The organism is Corynebacterium sp. c7Ub_26, from assembly GCF_053760365.1.
Genome location: NZ_JBSNBL010000002.1, coordinates 369,785 through 389,207, shown reverse-complemented (window position 1 = coordinate 389,207; position 19,423 = coordinate 369,785). Strand labels below are relative to the sequence as shown.

The following is a 19,423-nucleotide window of genomic DNA, read 5'->3' as shown; positions in this document are numbered from 1 at the left end:
AATGGTCTGAATTCCAAAACCGCTGTAGATTTTCATCGCGTCGATAACGGGGCCCTGTATTATACCTGTACTTTTACTATACCTGTACTTTTCTGGGCCACCCTCGCCGAGACATATTGGCCCAGGATAGCAAGATCGGCCGGGAGAACCAAACGTTCCTCCGGCCGAACACCTGCTCAAAGCGTAGCGACGATGCAGGTTGCTTACTCAAAGAGGTTGGTAACGGATCCGTTTTCGAAGATCTCGTGAATGGTCTTCGCCAACAGCGGGGCAATCGACAGAACAGTGAGGTTGTCCCAGTGGTCCGTATTTTGCGGGAGAGTATCGGTGGTGATCACCTCGCGCGCTCCACATTCGGAGAGGCGCTCGCGGGCTGGATCGGAGAACACACCGTGGGTGGTGGCGATGATGACGTCATTCGCCCCCGCTTCACGAAGCACCTTGACAGCGCCTGCAATGGTCCCACCGGTATCGATCATGTCGTCGAGTAGCACACAGGTGCGTCCGGACACGTCACCAACAACGCGGTTGGACGTAATCTTGTTTGCGACGTCGATATCGCGAGTCTTGTGGACGAAGGCGAGGGGTGCGTTACCCAGCACTTGGGCCCACTTTTCGGCCACCTTGACACGTCCAGCGTCGGGGGATACCACGACGATATTCGACGTGTCGTAGTTGGCTTTCACATAATCCGTGAGGATCGGCATGGCGTGCATGTGATCAACAGGTCCGTCGAAGAACCCCTGGATCTGGTCTGTGTGGAGGTCAACAGACACAATGCGATCTGCCCCGGCAGACTTCAAGAGGTCTGCGACCAGGCGAGCAGAAATCGGCTCGCGGCCACGGTGTTTCTTATCCTGCCGGGCATAGGGGTAAAAGGGGAGAATTGCTGTGATGCGCTTTGCAGATCCACGCTTGAGTGCATCGATCATAATGAGCTGTTCCATCAGCCACTTGTTCAGCGGCTGCGGGTGGGACTGCAAGACGAAAGCGTCGCAACCACGGACGGATTTCTCGAAGCGAACGAAGATTTCTCCATTGGCGAAGTCGCGGGCGGTAGTGGGGGTGAGCTCGATACCTAGTTCTTTGGCAACTTGCTCTCCCAAGGCGGGGTGGGCGCGCCCAGAGAAGAGCATGAGGTTTTTCTGGTTTTCCGTCCAGTGTGAATTCACGGTATGCCTTTCTGTGTTGACCACGGTGATCACGATTATCAACAGTCAGAGTGGAAATCTGATCGACTATGCAGGCGTGGGATAGTGGGACTCACCAACTATCACCGACACTTAGTGATACTACGTCCTATCAGTCAGCGAGTTGTCGGTAGGTGCAGTAGTGTCGGGGGCTTTACCTGTGCTTTCGGGGGTACTGGCGTGCTTGTCACCGGCCTGTGTGTTGGCGGAGCCAACGCCCTTTCCCTTACCTGCAGCCTCTGCCGCGCGTGCCGCTGCAGTTCCCGGGCGTTTCTTGGCCACCCACCCTTCGATGATCCGCTGCCGAGCACCGGGGACAACGAGAGCACCAGCGGGAACGTCGTCGGTAATCACCGTTCCAGCCCCGGAATAGGCGCCATCCCCGACGGTCACAGGTGCGACAAAGGTGGTATCAGAGCCTGTCCTGACATGGGACCCGACGGTGGTGTGGTGCTTATTGACCCCGTCATAGTTCGCGAACACCGAGGAGCATCCGATATTCGAATACTCGCCGATGGTGGCGTCGCCCACATACGTCAGGTGCGGAACCTTCGTACCACGGCCGATGGTGGCATTTTTGGTCTCGACGTAGGTCCCGATCTTCCCCTCGTCGCCCAAGTGAGTTCCGGGGCGCAGGTAAGAGAACGGCCCGACGTGGGCGTTGCTGCCAATGGTGGAGTCAGAACCGTGCGAGCGAACAACCTGCGTTCCCGGACCAACGGTGACATTGGTGAGGGTGGTATCGGGCCCGATCTCCGCGTTGTCTTCAATGTGCGTTGTGCCGTGAAGCTGGGTCCCCGGATGAATGGTGACATCACGTCCGATCGTGACATCGACATCAATCCACGTGGATTCGGGATCAACGATGGTGGCCCCGTTGCGCATATGCTGCTCGCAAATATGCCGGTTGAGCACTCGCCCGGCGGCGGCAAGCTGGACGCGATCATTCACACCGGCCAATTCCGCGGGATCATGCGCCATGTGCCCGCGAGCGATGAGCCCCTCGTTCCGGGCAATGCCAAGAACATCGGTCAAGTACATCTCGCCCTGAGCGTTGTTGGTGTCCAACTTGCCCAATGAGTTGCGCAAGACGTCGGCATCGAACGCGAAGACGCCGGTGTTGACTTCTTTAATTCGGCGCTGGTCCTCGGTGGCGTCTTTTTCCTCGACGATGGCGGTTACTTCGCCATCGGCATTGCGGATGATGCGTCCGTAGCCCGTCGGGGTGGGTGCCTCCACAGTGAGTACGGTCACGGCCGCTGCCGGTGCATGGGTGTGGGCGTTGACCAGCGAATCGAGCGTCGAGGACGACAGAAGAGGAACGTCGGCATTCGTGACGACGACCGTCCCCGTGAAGCCAGCTAATTCATCGCTGTCCATGCCGCACATGACGGCGTGACCGGTGCCGTTCTGTTGCTCCTGATGCGCCAATGCGACGCCATACGTCGTCGAGGTTTCTTCTTGCCAGGCTTCAACAGCCTGCGCAACGAGCTCCTTCTGATGGCCGACGACGACCACGAGGTGGTCGGGGCTTAACCCCTTCGCGGCATATAAAGAATGGGAGAGTAGTGAGCGCCCCCCAATCTGATGAAGCATTTTTGGGGTATCTGACTTCATTCGGGTGCCAGCCCCTGCGGCCAAAACAATGACTGCAACTGGGGTAGTACTCACGGACTCTCCCATCGTTTATGTGTATTCGGGTGATAGATCCGATCATATAGTTGTGGCTCTCCCGCCAGGACTCGAACCTAGAACGGCTGGACCAAAACCAGCTGTGTTGCCTATTACACCACGGGAGAAAACACAGGAGAACACTGCGGGACAATGTCCGTCGCTGCGGCGCTTTACTCTACCCGACGAGGCGCCCAAAGTGCCATTTCCCCTGAACAACACACCAACCACCCCATACTTCGTCCCGCGCAACCCCGCGATCAGGCGCGATTAATGCCTAGCCATCGTGAGAGTTCTGCCCCTCGAATCATGATGTTCTACATTTTTCTAGCACTACGACAACGTGGGGGTGCGTTCCAGATATCCTGAAGACATGACACGTCAACGTATGTCGGCAGCAGAACGTAGCTCCCAATTGATCGCTATGAGTAGGCCTGTCTTTGCTGAAAAAGGCATTGAAGGTACTAGCGTCGAAGAGCTCGCTGCGCGCGCCGGGGTGTCCAAGCCCGTCATTTATGAACATTTTGGTGGGAAAGAGGGCCTCTACCAGGCAGTTATCGACGAAGATATGGTCGCTCTCGACCGCACTATCGACGAAGCACTCGTTCAGGGGCGGTCGCGTATCCGAATTGAACGGGCGGTCTACGCGGTCCTGGATTTCGCGGAGAAAAATGAGGAAGGTTTCCGGATCCTCGCTCGCGATGGAGCTGTTGTGGGGGCTGTGGGGAGATCGTCGCAGTCGAAGGCGGCATCGCATCATGGGAAGTCGGAGGAGGATCACTCGTCGGCTGAGGACGGTGTCCATTCCACTTTGCTCGGCCTTTCGGTGAATCGCGCGTCCCATATTCTTGCCGACGCTTTTAAACGGAATGGTTTAGATGAGCGTCTCGCGGAGCTCTATGCCCAGGGCATGATGGGGTGCGTGGCGATGGTGGCGCAGTGGTGGACCGTCAACTCGATGGGCGTCGGCAGTGAAAGCAGTGCGAACAGCGTCGGCAGTGAAAGCAGTGCGAACAGCGTCGGCAGTGAAAAAGGTGGAGCCGCAGAAGGCAGTAGTGACGGCGATAGCGACAGCGATAACACACACGTGTTTCCCAAGGACGCGGTTGCTGCCCACATCGTGAACCTCATGTGGAATGGCCTCGCGGGAATGGAGAAGGACCCGATCCTCCATGAGGACGTCGAGGGTGAAGCCGGCCAGCAAGGTGTCAGGCTGGGTGCCGGTAAGGATGCCGACCCGGCCGAGGTGTACAGACAACAGCAGCGGGACGCGGAGCAGTCCAGTTCGTCCACCTCAGAGGGCCAGGCTTTGGAGGAGGCCGACGACTAGTATCCGCGACACTCCGCCGCAAGGCTCCCCATTACAATCAGCCTCATGACGCACACCTCTGCACAGACTCCCATGCCCTCATCCGATGCGTCCGCGTCCGACGCTGCTCGTGCGGCAGCGCGCAAACCTGAAGGGAAGGACGCGTCGGAAGGATTGGGCTGGCCACCCTTGGCCGGGGTGGTGCAGTTGGCGCTGCAATCGCCGAAACTCCAAGGAGTCCTGGCCTCAGTGGGGGAGCCACGGCTGCACATCTCAGCCATCGACGAGGCGCGTTCGTGGGTGGCCAGGGCAATCGCCGAAAAATCCGTCGTTGTCATCGTGACCGCGACCAGCCGCGAAGCCCAGGATCTCACTGCAGAATTGCGCGACATGATGGGTGATGCCGTCGCCATGTTCCCCGCCTGGGAAACGCTCCCGCATGAGCGTTTGTCCCCTGGTTCGGAAACAGTAGGTGCCCGGTTAAAGGTCCTTCGCCGCCTTGCTCACCCCCATGACATCCCCGGTGAGCTGCCAATTCGCATTGTCGTTGCCCCGGCGCGGTCGTTCATCCAGCCCATCATGAAGGGCCTGGGGGAGCGCGAACCGATCATCCTCGCGGAGGACACCGATGTCACGGGGATCGCCACTCGTTTAGCCGAGATGGGTTATCAGCACGTGGATCTCGTCGGCAAGCGGGGGGAATTCGCCGTTCGCGGTGGTGTGGTGGATATTTTCCCCTCCACCGCCGAGCTCCCCGTGCGCGCCGAATTGTGGGGCGACGAGATCTCCGATTTGCGCGCTTTTTCGGTGGGCGACCAGCGAACAATCGAGAATTTTGATCCTGGTGTCGTGCCTGTTTACCCGTGCCGTGAACTTCTTATTGACGACGCCGTCCGAGCCCGCGCCGAGAAAATGGCACGTACCCACGCATCGAATGCCACGCTGGCGGACGCGTTGACGAAGATCAGCGAAGGTGTCGCCGTTGAGGGGATGGAGTCCCTCATTCCTGTGCTTTTCGACGGTCCGATGGTGACGCTTCCTGAGGAAGTGGCCGCCGCAGATCCGTCGGTGACGACCACGGTGCTGGTGATGTCGCCGGAGAAAGTACAGCGCCGGGCCGACGACTTGATTGCCACCGGCAAAGAGTTTGTCAAAGCCGGGTGGGAGGCTGCCGCGATGGGGGCGGAGTCACCGATTGACACCGCTGCGCTGGCGGAAGCTGAGGACGGCAACGATGATCTGAACGTGGACCAGAGCGCGTATCGCTCCCTGGGTGCCATGGAGAAGACGGCGGAACACCACGGTTTGTCCTGGTGGACGTGTGCTCCTCCGGGGTTCTTGGGCAGCGCGGAGGCATCGTCCACCCTAGAGTTGGATTTCTCCCCCGGGCCTCAGCCCAAGGGGAAACCGGGCGACGTGGAGAAAGCGATGTCGGAGCTTCACGACCACGTGGCACACGGTGGCCGGCTCGTGTTTACGGCACTCACCCCCGCTTCCGCACAACGCATGAGCGGTCGTTTCCGTGAGGCCGGAATCGGTGTGACGCCCGATGCGGATCCCCAGAATCCGCCCGCGCCGGGTAAAGCCACTGTTATTCGGGCAGTGTTGCACGGGGGCTTAGTCATCCCGCACGTTGATGACGCCCGGCCCCTGCTCGTCGTCGCCGAAACCGACTTCACCGGTAACCGCATCGCTGCTTATGGCGATGGCCGTCGTCGGCCACGGCGTAAACGCAACCGCGTCGACCCGCTCTCGCTCAACCCGGGCGATCTCGTGGTCCATGAGACTCATGGCATCGGCCGATTCGTGAAAATGCAGGAGCGCACCGTCGGCAAGGGTACTGACGCGACCCGTCGGGAATACATGGTCCTGGAATATGCCCCGTCGAAGCGAGGCGGTGCAGCCGACCACCTTTACGTTCCTATGGACAGTCTGGATTTGCTCTCGCGGTATGTCGGCGGTGAAAACCCGTCGCTATCGAAAATGGGCGGATCCGATTGGAAAAACACCAAGAAGAAAGCGCGCGCCGCGGTTCGCGATATAGCCGCCGACCTCGTGCAACTCTATGCCAAGCGCCAAGCCGCGCCGGGTTACGCGTTCTCACCGGACACCCCGTGGCAGCGGGAAATGGAGGATAATTTCCCGTTCACGGAAACGGAAGACCAGTACAACGCCATCGAAGCGGTCAAAGAGGATATGGAGAAGCCCGTCCCCATGGACCGCGTGATTGTGGGCGACGTGGGATACGGCAAAACCGAGGTCGCCGTCCGTGCCGCATTCAAGGCTGTTCAGGACGGCAAACAGGTGGTTCTCCTTGTTCCTACGACGTTGCTGGCGCAGCAGCATTTCGCTACCTTCAGCGAGCGCATGGAAGGTTTCCCCATTACGATCCGCCAACTGTCCCGCTTCACCACGCCGAAGCAGGCCCGCGAAGTCCTGACCGGGCTGGCCGAGGGACAGGTCGACATCGTGATCGGTACCCACCGCCTGCTGCAGACAGGGGTGCAATGGAAGAACTTGGGGCTCGTTATTGTCGACGAGGAACAGCGTTTCGGTGTGGAACACAAGGAGCACATCAAGGCGCTTCGTTCCCACGTTGACATGTTGACAATGTCCGCGACGCCGATTCCCCGCACGTTGGAGATGTCGCTGGCGGGGATTCGCGATATGTCGACGATCCTCACCCCTCCGGAAGATCGTCACCCCGTGTTGACCTACGTCGGTGTGCAAGAGGATAAGCAAATCGCGGCGGCTATTCGTCGTGAATTGTTGCGCGATGGGCAAGTGTTTTATCTGCACAACCGTGTGCGTTCTATCGAACAGGTCGCGCAACATATTCGTGAGCTTGTTCCGGAAGCGCGCGTGGTCGTGGCACATGGGCAGATGAATGAGGATCAGCTGGAGAACACTGTCGAAGGGTTCTGGGACCGCGAGTACGACGTGTTGGTCTGCACGACGATCGTCGAAACGGGATTGGATATTTCGAATGCCAACACGCTGATCGTCGAGAATGCCCACCACATGGGATTGGCCCAGCTGCACCAGCTTCGTGGTCGCGTCGGCCGGTCGCGCGAACGAGGCTATGCCTATTTCTTGTATCCTCCGTCGCAAACATTGACCGAAACGTCCTATGACCGTTTATCGACGATTGCGCAGAACAATGATCTCGGCGCCGGGATGGCCGTCGCCATGAAAGACCTTGAAATGCGCGGGGCCGGCAATGTGTTGGGCGCTGAGCAGTCGGGCCACATCGCTGGCGTCGGCTTTGACCTCTATGTCCGCCTCGTTGGTGAGGCCGTCGAGGCGTTCAAAGCGATGGCCGACGGCAAGCCAATCGACGGAAGCGATAAAGAGAATAAGGAAACGCGCATTGATATCAACGTCGATGCACACATTCCGACCAGTTATATCGCCTCTGAACGGTTACGTTTGGCCGCGTACCGGGACCTCGCTCAAGCGAAGAGCGAAGAGGCCTTGCAGAATGTCCGCGCGGAATTGGTGGATAGGTATGGCCAGCCACCACAGGAAATTGACCGGCTGCTCGCCGTCGCCCGGTTACGCATGGTCTGCCGCGAATGTGGCGTGACCGATGTTGTGGCAACCGGCGCGAACAAGGCCGCTATTTCGTTCTCGCCGATTGAACTGCCCGATTCAGGGCGAGTGCGTTTGGGCCGGCTGTACCCCGGTGCGCAATACCGTGCCACAACCCATAATGTTGTGGTTCCAGCGCCCAAGAAAGGGCGGGGTATTCGGGCCCAAGCCGTCAAAGATGAGGAATTGTTGCAGTGGTGTGCGGACGTGATGACGTCGTTGCTGGGTAAGCCGCACCGGGAGGTTGCTTCTGGTGTGCAGCCGGACACTACTGGGGGCAAGAGTCACCAAAAGAATTCCACTAAAAGTAAGGTCCGTTAATATATAGCCATGTCTGTCATTGTCCTCGATCCTCGTTTCCCTGGCATGCTGCCCGTCGACGCTGTTTCTCTGGTGGGCAATGACGTGTGCTACACCGAAGAAGTCCCAGTCCGCATCCGTTGGGTGATTGCCGATCTAGGCGGCCATGTGGTGGATGACACCGACACATTGATCACCACTGATCCCTATAACGAATGGGTGCGCGAGAGGCTCCACAGTGGTGACCAGCTGTTAGTAGCGCCCTCCTTGTATTTCCAACGACGGCCGGACCGCGCGCTGGCTTCGGGCTCGTCGAATAATGCGCTGAGCTCTGGTGCTTCGGGCGAGTTTGAGGGGATTGAGGCGGAGAATCCGGCGGCGTATCCGGATTATGACTTCGCATTGAAAGCAATTCCGCAGTTGACAGATGGTGCGGAGACGTCGGAAGAAGCGTACGCAGAGGATTCGTCGGCAGGGGAGTCCGATTATCCTTCTGACCAACGCAACGGGGGAGACCAGGACGGTACGGGGAGCGCCGGTGCCGGTGTGATTCACGGGACCGCTGTCGTGGGCGATGGTGCCGATGGCGAAACCGCTGACGACGAGAACACTGGTGGCGTCGACGAAACCACCGAATCGGGCGACGCTTCCGGCCCTAGCCAGAGCGAGATCCCGGAGGCTGTCCTCAACGAGATCGAAGAGGCCATTGCGGTGATGTCGCGGGCGTTGCGCCAAGGGGAGTGGGAGCAGAGCCAGAGCCACCAGTCTCTTTTTGCGTATCTGCGTGAGGAAGTTGAGGAGTTAGCCCAGTCCATCGACACGTGGCAGGCCGGGGATCTGGCGTCGGAAAAGCGGCTGTGTGATGAGTTGTCGGATATTTTCTTGCAGGTTCTGTTCCACGCGGAGATAGCTAACCGACGCGGCGCTTTCGATATTGGGCACGTTGCGGCGTCGTTTGTTCACAAGATGCAGACGCGCGCTCCCTATCTGTTCGAGGAGACGGAGCGTCCAGTCGGCCTGGATGAGCAGAACCGTCTGTGGGAGGAAGGGAAACGACGTGAGCAGTCGGCTGCCAACGAGTCGTGGTCGGCTCCGGCTTCTCACGAGGACCCCGGTTCGTCGTCGTAACGCCGTTATCTCACCGAATCGGAGTCTGTGTTCTGGGTTATGAAATCTGCACGTACCCTCATTGCTGTTTTCGCGGTGTTGGCGTTGGTTATCGTCGCTATTGGTTGGTTGGTGTCACACGTCCATACCGATAGTTCGTCGATGCGGAAGCCGATTCCGTCCGACGTTCCGCCGCCCAATGGGGTTGCGGCTCCGGCGGTCGATACGTCTAAACACACGCGCACGTCGGAAGAATTTCGGACTTGGGCGGAGCCGATTTCGAAGAAAACCGGCATTTCTGTTGAGGCCTTGAGCGCGTACGCGAATGCGAATGTGGTGGCCCGTCATTCGAAGCCCGGGTGTCATCTGGATTGGACGACGCTGGCTGGTCTGGGCTGGGTAGAAACCCGCCACGGCAGCTACAACGGGCACCATTTTGATTCGGTTTCCATTGATTCCAATGGCGACGTTAAGCCGCACATTTGCGGCGTTCAGCTGGACGGTGCACCCGGTTTGGAGAACCTGCCCGATACTGACAATGGCGAACTGGACGGCGATAAGGAAAAGGACCGCGCGATGGGCCCCTTGCAGTTCATTCCGCAGTCGTGGGAGAAGTATGGGGTTGATGCCAATGCTGATGGGAAGGCTGACCCCGACAATATTGATGATGCTGCAGTCGCAGCAGTGAATCTTTTGTGCGATTTTGATCGTGACTTATCGACGGCGGACGGGTGGAAATCGGCCGTGCGCTCGTACAATAACTCGGCGCAGTACGTGGAGGATGTGCGACGAGCTGCAGCCAATTATTCGCTCCAACAGAAGCCGGCATAAAAGTCCTGGCGCGACGCTGAATACATTGTTAGCGCGACGCCGAGCGCACTTTACGGGCGTGTTCTTGGACACAGTCCAGCCCGCCAAAATGTCCGTTTGCGTTTATAAATATCCATTTATGCAGGATAATTGTTGTTTTGTGCCCGGTTTGTAGGGTAACCGTCATAACGGAGTGACCTTCATCATGGATGCCATTATTTCGGGATCGTGCCACAATAGAAGGCGTAGGTCGCGCTGCGTCCTCGCCATCATGTGCTGTGTTAGCCACAGCGTTGCCGGTGGCGTCAGTTGATTGCGCGGGGCCCTGATTAGATAGGTTGTAGTCGAATAAACAGGAGGCCATTGTGGCTCAGATTATCGATGTTCAAGCTCGCGAGATTCTAGACTCACGCGGCAACCCGACTGTTGAGGTTGAGGTTCTTCTTGACGACGCTTCGTTCGGCCGTGCAGGCGTTCCGTCCGGTGCTTCCACCGGTGTTCACGAGGCTCACGAACTCCGCGACGGTGGCGACCGCTACCTGGGCAAGGGCGTTCGTCAGGCCGTCGAGAACGTCAATGAAAAGATCGCTCCGGCAGTGACCGGTCTTGAAGCTGACGACCAGCGCCTCGTCGACAAGGTGATGTTGGATCTTGACGGGTCGGACAACAAGTCCAACCTGGGCGCGAACGCGATCCTCGGTGTCTCCCTGGCTACGGCGAAGGCCGCTGGCAGCTCCGCCAACCTTGAGCTTTTCCGCTACCTCGGCGGCCCGAACGCTCACGTACTCCCCGTACCGATGATGAACATCGTCAACGGTGGTGCTCACGCGGACTCCGGCGTCGACGTTCAGGAATTCATGATTGCTCCGATTGGTGCAGATTCCTTCCGCGAGGCTCTCCGCATGGGTGCGGAGGTTTACCACAACTTGAAGTCCGTCATTAAGTCCAAGGGCCTGTCCACGGGTCTTGGCGACGAGGGCGGCTTCGCTCCGTCGGTTGATTCCACCAAGGAAGCTCTGGACCTCATTGCTGAGGCTGTGAAGAAGGCCGGCTACAAGCTCGGCGAGGACATCGCTTTCGCCCTGGACGCTGCATCTTCCGAGTTCTACGACAAGGACAAGGGCGTCTACAACTTCGAGGGCGGCGAGCACAGCGCCGAGGATATGGTCAAGGTCTACGAGGAGCTCGTCGAGAACTACCCGATCGTGTCCATCGAGGATCCGCTGCAGGAAGACGACTGGGAGGGCTACACCAAGCTCACCGCTGAGATCGGCGACAAGGTCCAGATCGTCGGCGACGACTTCTTCGTCACCAACCCGGCTCGCTTGAAGGAAGGCATCGAAAAGAAGGCTGCGAACGCCCTGCTGGTTAAGGTTAACCAGATCGGTTCCCTCTCTGAGACTGCCGACGCTGTGCAGCTGGCTCAGAACAACAACTACCGCTGCATGATGTCCCACCGTTCCGGTGAGACCGAGGACACGACCATCGCTGACCTCTCGGTTGCTTACAGCTGTGGCCAGATTAAGAGCGGTGCTCCGGCTCGCTCTGAGCGTGTTGCGAAGTACAACCAGTTGCTGCGTATCGAGGAATTCTTGGGCGACGCTGCCGTTTACGCTGGGCGCTCAGCTTTCCCGCGCTTTAACGGCTAAGATCACAGCCTATGGCACGTACACCTGAATCAGGATCGCCGGCAGGATCGGATTCTCTCGCAGCAGGGGGAGAGCGCGATCACGTCGATAGCGCTACTGCTGCGTCAACGGCTGCCGACCATCGCATGAACGGCCGGCAGGTCGGCAAACCTGATGAGGGTGTCACTGTGTCCGATTCCGACGCTGGTGTTGAGTCGGTTACCGCGTCGGAACGTAAGGGCACGTTGCCCAAGCCGACGCGCCAGTCGCGTCGGCGTCGTGCGCAACGTCGATTGCGGGAATTCCGCTTCGGCGGGAGCCGTAAACAGTGGGTGTTGACTGTTCCTAGTCAACAGTCCGCGGTGAGGCTGATTATTTTGGCCTGTCTTGTGGTGGCGATGACGATGACGGTTGCCCCGCCACTGAAGTCATACTTTCAGCAACGTAGTGAGTTGCAACAACTCCATATTGATATAGCTCACCAGGAAGAAGAGAAGGCTGAGCTGCAAAAACAGCTGGATCTGTACAACGACGATGATTTCGTCAAAGAGCAGGCTCGGCTACGGCTAGGCATGGTCGAGCGGGGGGAGACCTCCTGGCGGATTATCGACCCTTCGATTACGACGGGCACCCCGGAGGAATCGGATTCAAAGAAAGACGAACACCAGGATCCGTGGTACACACAGTTGTGGAGCTCGGTCCGCGAGAAGCCGTCGGATAAAGAGCAGCACGACGACGAAGCTCCATCATTGGGCGTTCCGACGGTGAATGATCCGGATCCGAACAGTCAAGCGCCTGCACCGGCTAACGGGAATCAGGTTCAGCCCGGCAATTAGGTCCGGCCGAGGAATTCGTTTCGGCATGGGGGAGAATTAAAATAAGTGGACATGACGAGTTTCTCCGGAGTGTCCGACGAAGATATGGCCATCATGACCGACCAATTAGGGCGGCGTCCCCGTGGTGCCCTCGAGGTGGCCTATCGCACTCCCGATGGTCAGCCGGCTGTCGTGACGACGGCCCCCCGGCTCGACGACGGTACCCCTTTTCCGACGCTGTATTACCTGACTGACCCGCGTCTGACGGCGGAGGCGTCGCGACTCGAAGTCGCCGGAGTCATGAAATGGATGACCGAGCGGCTGGAAACCGATGAAGCGCTGGCGGCCGATTACCGGGCCGCGCACGAACACTACCTGAGCGTCCGCAACAGCATTGAGGACTTGGGAACCTCCTTTTCCGGCGGCGGAATGCCTGACCGGGTGAAGTGCCTGCACGTTCTTATGGCTTACGCTCTGGCGGAGGGGCCTGACACCGTTCGCCTGGGTACCGAGACCGTCGCGTTGGCGCTGGCCCACAATCCCGAGTTGCGCGGGACTGCTCTCCCGGATCAATGGCCGACGGTTGAGGAACTGGGGATTAGCCTGGCCATGGCTACCGATTCGACGCTCGATGCTCAGTCGTCGGAATCGAGTAGTGGCCCGAACGACGCCCCCGGCACGCTCTCTTTAGCTGCCGTGGATTGTGGCACCAATTCCATCCGCCTCCTCATCACCGACGTCGATGCGCAGTCTGGTCACGTTGTGCGCGAGGTTACCCGGAAGAACACGATTGTTCGTCTTGGCGAGGGCGTCGATAGTTCTGGGCAATTGTCGCCAGCTGCGATTGAGCGGACGCGGGTTGCGCTGCACGGATACGTTGACATGGTGGTCGATCATGGCGTATGTGCTGTTCGTATGGTTGCGACGTCGGCAACGCGGGATGCATCGAATCGGGATGATTTCTTCGCCATGACGAAGGCCGAGCTCGGTCGGGTTGCTCCCGGGGCGGTTGCGGAAGTGATCGAGGGCACGGAAGAAGCTCGCCTGTCATATCTCGGCGCGACAATGGATGTGGATGCCGAGGGGCCCGTCGTTGTTATTGACGTCGGTGGCGGCTCGACCGAGTTCGTCGTGGGGGACAAGGATGGGGACGTTGTGGGGGCGGTTTCGACTCAGATGGGCAGCGTCCGGTTGTCGGAGCGCTTTTTGCACACGGATCCTCCGACGGACGCGGAGTGCGCGGCCGCGCGGGAGATCGTCGACAAGAATCTGCGTGAGGCTGCGGAAGAATTGCCTCTTGCTGAAGTGGCGACAGTTGTTGGTTGTGCGGGTACTTTTACGACGGTCTCCGCAGTGGTTCAGGACTTGCCTGAATACGTGCCAGAAAAGATTCACCTTTCGACGCTTGACGCGGACGATATTTTGGCGACGACGGCGAAGGTTCGCGCGGAGACGGTGGAGCAGAGGAAGGCCCGGCCGGAGATTTTGCCTGGCCGTGCCGATGTTATTGGTGGAGGAACGCTGATTATTGACGCGATCGTGGAGTTCTTCCGCGCTAAGGCCGGCATCGAACAGATCACCGTGAGCGAGAAGGATATTTTGGACGGGATTATTGCAGGATTAGCCAGGCAACGTGCGTCTTTTGAGGCGTGACCACGGGATTCTGTGTCTGTGGGGTAACGCGGTAAGATGAGGCTCGCTGTTGTGCTCACCGGCGTGGTTCGGTGTGTCGTCAATGGCGGTGCCCCTATAGCCCAATTGGCAGAGGCAGTGGACTTAAAATCCATTCAGTGTGGGTTCGAATCCCACTGGGGGCACAACGCCCTCTTTGCTGTATGCGCAGTTCAGAGGGTGGTTTTTTGTCGAATCAGGCTTTTTGGGGATAAGTAGCAAAAGGCGGTGCAGACACTTTTGGGAGATGCTATGCCGTCAGTACACGACGGTGCTCGCCAATAGTCAGTCCACCTATGCTGCTGGGATAGGCCTCACCGCCGTCCGCGGCATACGTCCTATCTGAGGAAGTTGCGAATTTATTCCCGTCGAAACCAGGGGTGGCATACCGGCAGGCTACGGGGAACTCATCTGCCCACGCTCAGGTCTAGCCCACAAAAGACGGTGCGGACACTTCACTCGGGAACGTGGCCGGTGTGGTCGATGCCAAATATACGGGCGAGATCATGGTCAACCTCATTAACAACAGCCATTTCAACCACCGTACAAACAAAGGCCACCGCATGGCACAACTCGTCATAACCGCCATCGCAACCTACCGGATATAGTCTGGTCGAGCAACACAGAACAACCCGGTGCGGAAACAATCGCCACGGCTCCACCGGCAGATAAAATGAGCCAACAGGCTTACTGAAGGTCATGGCTCCTTAATTAGCTCAGCATATCGTGCGAAAAGAATCTCAAGGCGTTGGCGCTCGGTGGTTAGCTTCCGGTCCGCACCGAAAGCCTTGTCTACTACGCGATCTAGCCTGGTATGCGCTTTTACCAGGGCGGAATCCATAGCCAGAGGATTGTAGGCGTCAGCCAAGCTGCGTTCGGGGTACAGCGCTCTTGCGTCGATGACGCCCTGACCAGCTTCGATAATCGCAGTACGGGTTTTCTCGTTGAGCTTAGGGACAGGGAATGTGTTCCATACCAGCGTACTTGAAACACTCGGGTCGGATTTGATTCGTCAACCTACCGTCTTCTGCCAGAGAATGAACATCGAAGAGCTGATAATGGCAAACAAGAAGCCATCCGGATCTTCTGCAGTGAATAGCTTCACAGATGCGATGTTGTCCGCTGTTAGGCGTTTCACCGTCGCGTATCGCCGTTTCTCAGCAAATGACTTGGAACCGCAAGATAGTCGGTCTCCGGTTGCCGTATCTCACCAAATAAGTGGGGTGTCGCAGCGGCTTTTACCGTGGCGACCCGTTTTCGTGATAGGCGATGGATACGCACGGTGTTAATTCGTTTTTTGAGCACTTCAGACCGTTTTATGTCTGCGGGATCAAAATCTTCTCCCGCGAGCCAGAGACACCACCTGGGGAGGTTGTTAATAAGCTCATCTCCACCGATATACGGGCGTAAGTACTTTGACGCGACAGGATCCGCCGATACCATATCGTACTGCTCTTGAGTCACTACAAAATTGTCCCAATCCAGCGGAGTAGACCCTGCTCTTAGCGGACTAAGAGCAGGACTCTGCACCTTGCGTGTGGGATGGACCACTGTGACCGGGGGGCCGGGAATTAGGTACGGACTCACCTCACGAACTCTCTCGCGATAAGCGCCTCGGTCATCCATCCCGTACAGGAGAGGTGATGTTTCCTTGTCTCGGGTAAAACCGATAACGACACAGTGAACTGCAGCCTTCCCTGGAGCATCAGAGTCCCAAACGAACGATCTATGGGCGAACTTGATTCTCCATCTCTGTTTGTAGATAACGTCGAACAATCCAGCTACAGACTCACCTTGTGTGACAGAGTTTGTTGCCACATATGCGAACTCCCCCGGCCTCTCCTTTAGCAGCGAAAGTGCCTTAGCGAACCAAGCGGTCACATAGTCGAGATGCCCTACATTCTTTCTTCCCCACGCGTCTCTGAGCTCTTTTCCTTGTGCTTCTGAACGCTCTTTATGCCCGAGGAATGGCGGGTTGCCGAAGACGTAGGTTGCTCCACTGGTGCGGGGGATCTCGGCCTCCCACCCGAGTCGCAGTGCGTTGACGTGGTGAATATGCGCGGTGATAGTAATGGGCAGCCGCTCCGGGGCATCACCGACAGCAGCGGCCAACGCGCGGTTGGCCTGGTGATCGACAAGAAACATTGCTGTTTCGGCGATCTTCGCCGGCCACCAATTTAACTCGAAACCATGAAACTGGCCGATAGACAGACGCTGATCCAGCGATACGTCCATTGATGCTGTGGACTGTCCCTCCTTGGCGCGCAGCGCGACGATGATATCGGTCTCAATAGCTCGAAGCTCACGGTAAGCGACGACGAGGAAATTACCACAGCCACACGCAGGGTCGAGAAAAACCATCTCAGCCAAGGAGTCGCGGAATTTTCGCAGAGCTTTGGCTGTGGTGGACTTATTGCTAATCAGGCGACGGGCCTTGTCCCGCAACCCGTCCAAAAATAGTGGCTTGATGACCTTCAAAATGTTCGTCTCGGTAGTGTAGTGTTCACCATCGGCCCGCCTTGCCTCTTTCGACTTCACCAATTGAAACATCGAACCAAAAACAGCAGGGGAGATTCGAGTCCACCTGAAGCGGCAAGCAGCCAGCAACGCCTCATACATGTGAGCAGTAAAAAACTCCGACGGCCAGGAATCAGCAAACAAGCCACCGTTGACATAGGGGAACTTCGCCATAGAGTCCGGGAGGTGACGACGACGATTTTCCGGAGTGTTGAGAACCTGGAACAACTGGGCCAGCTGAGCACCGAGATTGTCTGCGGTCGTGTCATACAACACGAATCGATAGAAGAGGTCCTCCTCCCACAGACCGGCATCATCACCGTATAGCAAGAACAACACCCGAGTAAGAAACACACTGGTTTTCTGAACCTGCCAGTCCTCTTCGTCCGGGTCTGTGGGTGCGTCCTCACCGACGGCTTCATCAGCATCCTCATCGTCGAGCATGGCGGTATAGAGGGTTGCCATGAGCTTAGAGGCATGGATGGATGCTTCCTCTTCCTCCGCCTTACTGACTGCTTCCTGGCCGCCTAAAAAAATGAGCTGATCAACATGATCGGCTAATTCGGCAAGGTCGAAATGAACTTTCCAACCCTCATCTCCTAACTTTCGGAGATCGAAAGAATCGAAATCGGTGACTAGAACATAGCGCGGAAACTCATGCTGCCCGATTGAACCTCCCCTAAGATAATCCAGGGCTTGATCGTATGCAGCGGCCAAATCTTCTCCTGGCGACTTCGCTTCACCCAGAAGCAGCCCTGACCAAAACAGGTCAATATAGCCAGTCCGGCCAGATGAAGCACGAACAGCGTCCTGCTCAAACAAATCAATGCGCTCAGGGATGACACCAAAACACTTCAATAAGTCTGACCACAATTGCTGGGCGTAAGACTTTTCTATATGTTTCGCCCCCGATTGTTTCCACCCCTCCACTCGTTCCTGCCAATGGGTCGACATGTTCTGCAATCGACGGCGAATTGTCCCACGGTCAATAGCAGTGTTCGGCTCGGTAAGCATGGGCTTATCATACAAGCTGCCAATGGTGGGTCACTCGGCTAGTCAATCAACACGGTGACATACTCCAAGCACCCTGGCGGAACGACTACGAATAAGAACTCTATGATTTCGTACAACTCCAAGCCAAAGTTAGCCCAACGCAAACCCCACCCTCAACCGGTGCATGGTCACCCCAACAGCTAGCCGATCCCTACCACGTCAGCTACAACACCATGAAAAAAGACTCCACAACATGACACCGCAACCCACTCGGTATGTCATAGGGGCAAGCACGCTACTACAGTATACATTCGGATCACTCTGTCCTGTAATAAACCGGGGCTAACAGGGGTGACGGCAGACCCGAGTATGTATTGTCTGCTATCTGCCGCGACCGGCCGACAAACGGTTAGCACACCGGAACCTTACTAATATCCATAGCGGGGTAAGTAGCAAGAGGAGGTGCGTTTAGGATTCTGCAGTTCCCTGAGGCTGTCGTGCACTAGAAGTGTAATCCTCGTTCCACTTTCTTTGCTCCGCAACCTCGGATAGTCTGGGACTCGACCGTTTAGGTTAGCTATGGTCGAGTGATTTGGCTGTCTTAGGAAAAGGGGCTTAATTATTTTTGGATTATCTTTAGTAAACTTAGCTGCCACTAGTGATGATTGGGGATCAGCGGTGCTGTTAATCGGGGTAGTAGCGCTCATTGCGATCCCGCTTGTGATTTTTATTGGTGCTCTGATTTCAATCGTGTCATCGAGCCGCTATACCGTTTTCGGAAAAGTAATCTGGATTGTTGTTACATTCTGCTTCCCCATCCTGGGACCGATTGTGTGGTTCATATGGGGACGTAACGCGGAATCGCTCGTTAAGAATTAGCGTCTCGGTACGAGTGCTATTCCGCCCGTTTCTTCTATGTTTAGTCCCGCATGGAGCGCATGGCCTTGGCTTGGGGCCCGGTTACTTGTTTCGGGTTCCCCAACAGAGGCGCAATGTCATTAAGTCGCTTTATTTCCGACGAATGTGGAGTAGGCTCACTGTATTGCGCCATTTCGAGGCGTACAGGTTTTACATCTGGCAATCCAGGTAAGCCTGAGTGATTCGGTTCTGAATTGTTCGGTTGATCTTGTGGTATGCCCGGAATGTCCGAGTCGCGTTTCTCTGGTGTGCTTCCCGTTCCGCTTGTTTGATTCGTGGAGTTTGGTCCATGCTGATCTGAGACATGCTCGTCAGGGTCTGTCGGATCGTAGTCATGATTCCGCCCGCCCCTTAATTTAATGAACTGTTGCTTATTCTATTGCGTTTGCCCGGGACTGAGACCCCGCCGGGCTTTATTAGTGCCCCATTCACTGCGTGCGGATGTAGCTTACACTGTGGTCCTCACCGGCATGTTCGTCGGAAAGTTTCGGCCCCTTCTGGACTGTCGTCGATCGTAAAGTTGTGAATCTTTCCCCGGAAGCTCGGGTATTGGTGTGTTCGAAGGATTGTTTTATTCCCAGACTGGCCTTTGCGTTGAGTGCGGTTTGTGGCGGATGTTACGAGTAGCGCAGTGATAAGGAGACCTCACTCCAGAGGATTTACTGGTCAGCTAAAAGGATTCGGCTTGTCATTCGGCGACCTCATATGAAAGAACTGAGCCATGTGTGAATAAGTCCAAACGCCTGCTCGGCCAGTATTGATAGTGCCTATGACGGTTTACACGGTGATCCAGAAAAGTGTCCGCACCGAATTCAGTCCCGCCACCAGTGAGGGGAAAGGGGGAGAGTCCCACTAGGAGGTGGGCTCTCAGCCACCTGTAGATGAACCGTGTACATACAAAGA

General features: G+C 57.1%; 13 protein-coding genes, 2 tRNA genes and 2 pseudogenes. 11 read left to right on the top strand and 6 right to left on the bottom strand.

Translation table 11 applies throughout. The features are described from left to right. Positions 1-203: 203 nt before the first annotated feature. The 3 genes from ACWORE_RS05170 to ACWORE_RS05160 form a co-directional block, all read right to left on the bottom strand. Positions 204-1,172, bottom strand: a complete 969-nt coding sequence (locus tag ACWORE_RS05170; protein ID WP_455303024.1) for a ribose-phosphate diphosphokinase — start codon at positions 1,170-1,172, stop codon at positions 204-206. Between the two features lie 120 nt (positions 1,173-1,292). Then, entirely contained in the window at positions 1,293-2,873 is a 1,581-nt protein-coding gene (glmU, locus tag ACWORE_RS05165; protein WP_406605696.1) for a bifunctional UDP-N-acetylglucosamine diphosphorylase/glucosamine-1-phosphate N-acetyltransferase GlmU, read from the bottom strand. Between the two features lie 41 nt (positions 2,874-2,914). Continuing rightward, positions 2,915-2,989 (bottom strand) — tRNA-Gln (locus tag ACWORE_RS05160). Positions 2,990-3,234: 245 nt separating this feature from the next. Here ACWORE_RS05160 and ACWORE_RS05155 point away from each other — a divergent pair. The 10 genes and pseudogenes from ACWORE_RS05155 (at position 3,235) to ACWORE_RS05110 (ending at position 14,700) form a co-directional block, all read left to right on the top strand. Beyond that, positions 3,235-4,191, top strand: a complete 957-nt coding sequence (locus ACWORE_RS05155) for a TetR/AcrR family transcriptional regulator (RefSeq protein ID WP_455303023.1) — start codon at positions 3,235-3,237, stop codon at positions 4,189-4,191. 45 nt (positions 4,192-4,236) lie between these two features. Continuing rightward, complete coding sequence (mfd, locus tag ACWORE_RS05150; protein WP_455303022.1) at positions 4,237-8,082, top strand: transcription-repair coupling factor; 3,846 nt, start codon at positions 4,237-4,239, stop codon at positions 8,080-8,082. Between the two features lie 9 nt (positions 8,083-8,091). Then, the gene (locus ACWORE_RS05145; protein WP_455303021.1) at positions 8,092-9,189 is read left to right on the top strand and encodes a MazG nucleotide pyrophosphohydrolase domain-containing protein; all 1,098 of its coding nucleotides are present in this window, start codon (positions 8,092-8,094) and stop codon (positions 9,187-9,189) included. Between the two features lie 39 nt (positions 9,190-9,228). Beyond that, positions 9,229-9,999, top strand: a complete 771-nt coding sequence (locus tag ACWORE_RS05140; RefSeq protein ID WP_455303020.1) for a lytic transglycosylase domain-containing protein — start codon at positions 9,229-9,231, stop codon at positions 9,997-9,999. Between the two features lie 344 nt (positions 10,000-10,343). Continuing rightward, a complete protein-coding gene (gene eno / locus ACWORE_RS05135; protein WP_455303019.1) occupies positions 10,344-11,627 on the top strand; it encodes a phosphopyruvate hydratase in 1,284 nt (427 codons plus the stop codon). Between the two features lie 11 nt (positions 11,628-11,638). Then, entirely contained in the window at positions 11,639-12,442 is an 804-nt protein-coding gene (locus ACWORE_RS05130; RefSeq protein ID WP_455303018.1) for an FtsB family cell division protein, read from the top strand. A 51-nt stretch (positions 12,443-12,493) separates the two neighbouring features. Further along, a pseudogene (locus ACWORE_RS05125) lies at positions 12,494-12,901 on the top strand (DUF501 domain-containing protein); the annotation flags it as partial. Between the two features lie 216 nt (positions 12,902-13,117). Then, positions 13,118-14,074, top strand: coding sequence for a Ppx/GppA phosphatase family protein (locus tag ACWORE_RS05120; RefSeq protein WP_455303123.1), 957 nt, complete (start codon positions 13,118-13,120; stop codon positions 14,072-14,074). 90 nt (positions 14,075-14,164) lie between these two features. Continuing rightward, a tRNA-Leu gene (locus tag ACWORE_RS05115) sits at positions 14,165-14,238 on the top strand. Between the two features lie 360 nt (positions 14,239-14,598). Further along, positions 14,599-14,700, top strand: a complete 102-nt coding sequence (locus ACWORE_RS05110) for a hypothetical protein (protein ID WP_455303122.1) — start codon at positions 14,599-14,601, stop codon at positions 14,698-14,700. 89 nt (positions 14,701-14,789) lie between these two features. On the opposite strand, the gene ACWORE_RS05105 is transcribed toward ACWORE_RS05110, so the two are convergent. Then, positions 14,790-14,978, bottom strand: a complete 189-nt coding sequence (locus ACWORE_RS05105; protein WP_455303121.1) for a type IIL restriction-modification enzyme MmeI — start codon at positions 14,976-14,978, stop codon at positions 14,790-14,792. Positions 14,979-15,104: 126 nt separating this feature from the next. Next, positions 15,105-17,563, bottom strand: a pseudogene (locus tag ACWORE_RS05100) (DNA methyltransferase). A gap of 717 nt (positions 17,564-18,280) precedes the next feature. On the opposite strand from ACWORE_RS05100, the gene ACWORE_RS05095 reads away from it, so the two are divergent. After that, positions 18,281-18,481 carry a PLDc N-terminal domain-containing protein gene (locus ACWORE_RS05095; RefSeq protein WP_455303017.1) on the top strand — a complete coding sequence of 67 codons (201 nt, stop codon included), beginning with the start codon at positions 18,281-18,283 and terminating at the stop codon, positions 18,479-18,481. Positions 18,482-18,670: 189 nt separating this feature from the next. Here the strand turns inward: ACWORE_RS05095 and ACWORE_RS05090 are convergent, their stop codons facing one another. Beyond that, entirely contained in the window at positions 18,671-18,856 is a 186-nt protein-coding gene (locus tag ACWORE_RS05090; protein ID WP_455303015.1) for a hypothetical protein, read from the bottom strand. Between the last annotated feature and the right edge of the window lie 567 nt (positions 18,857-19,423).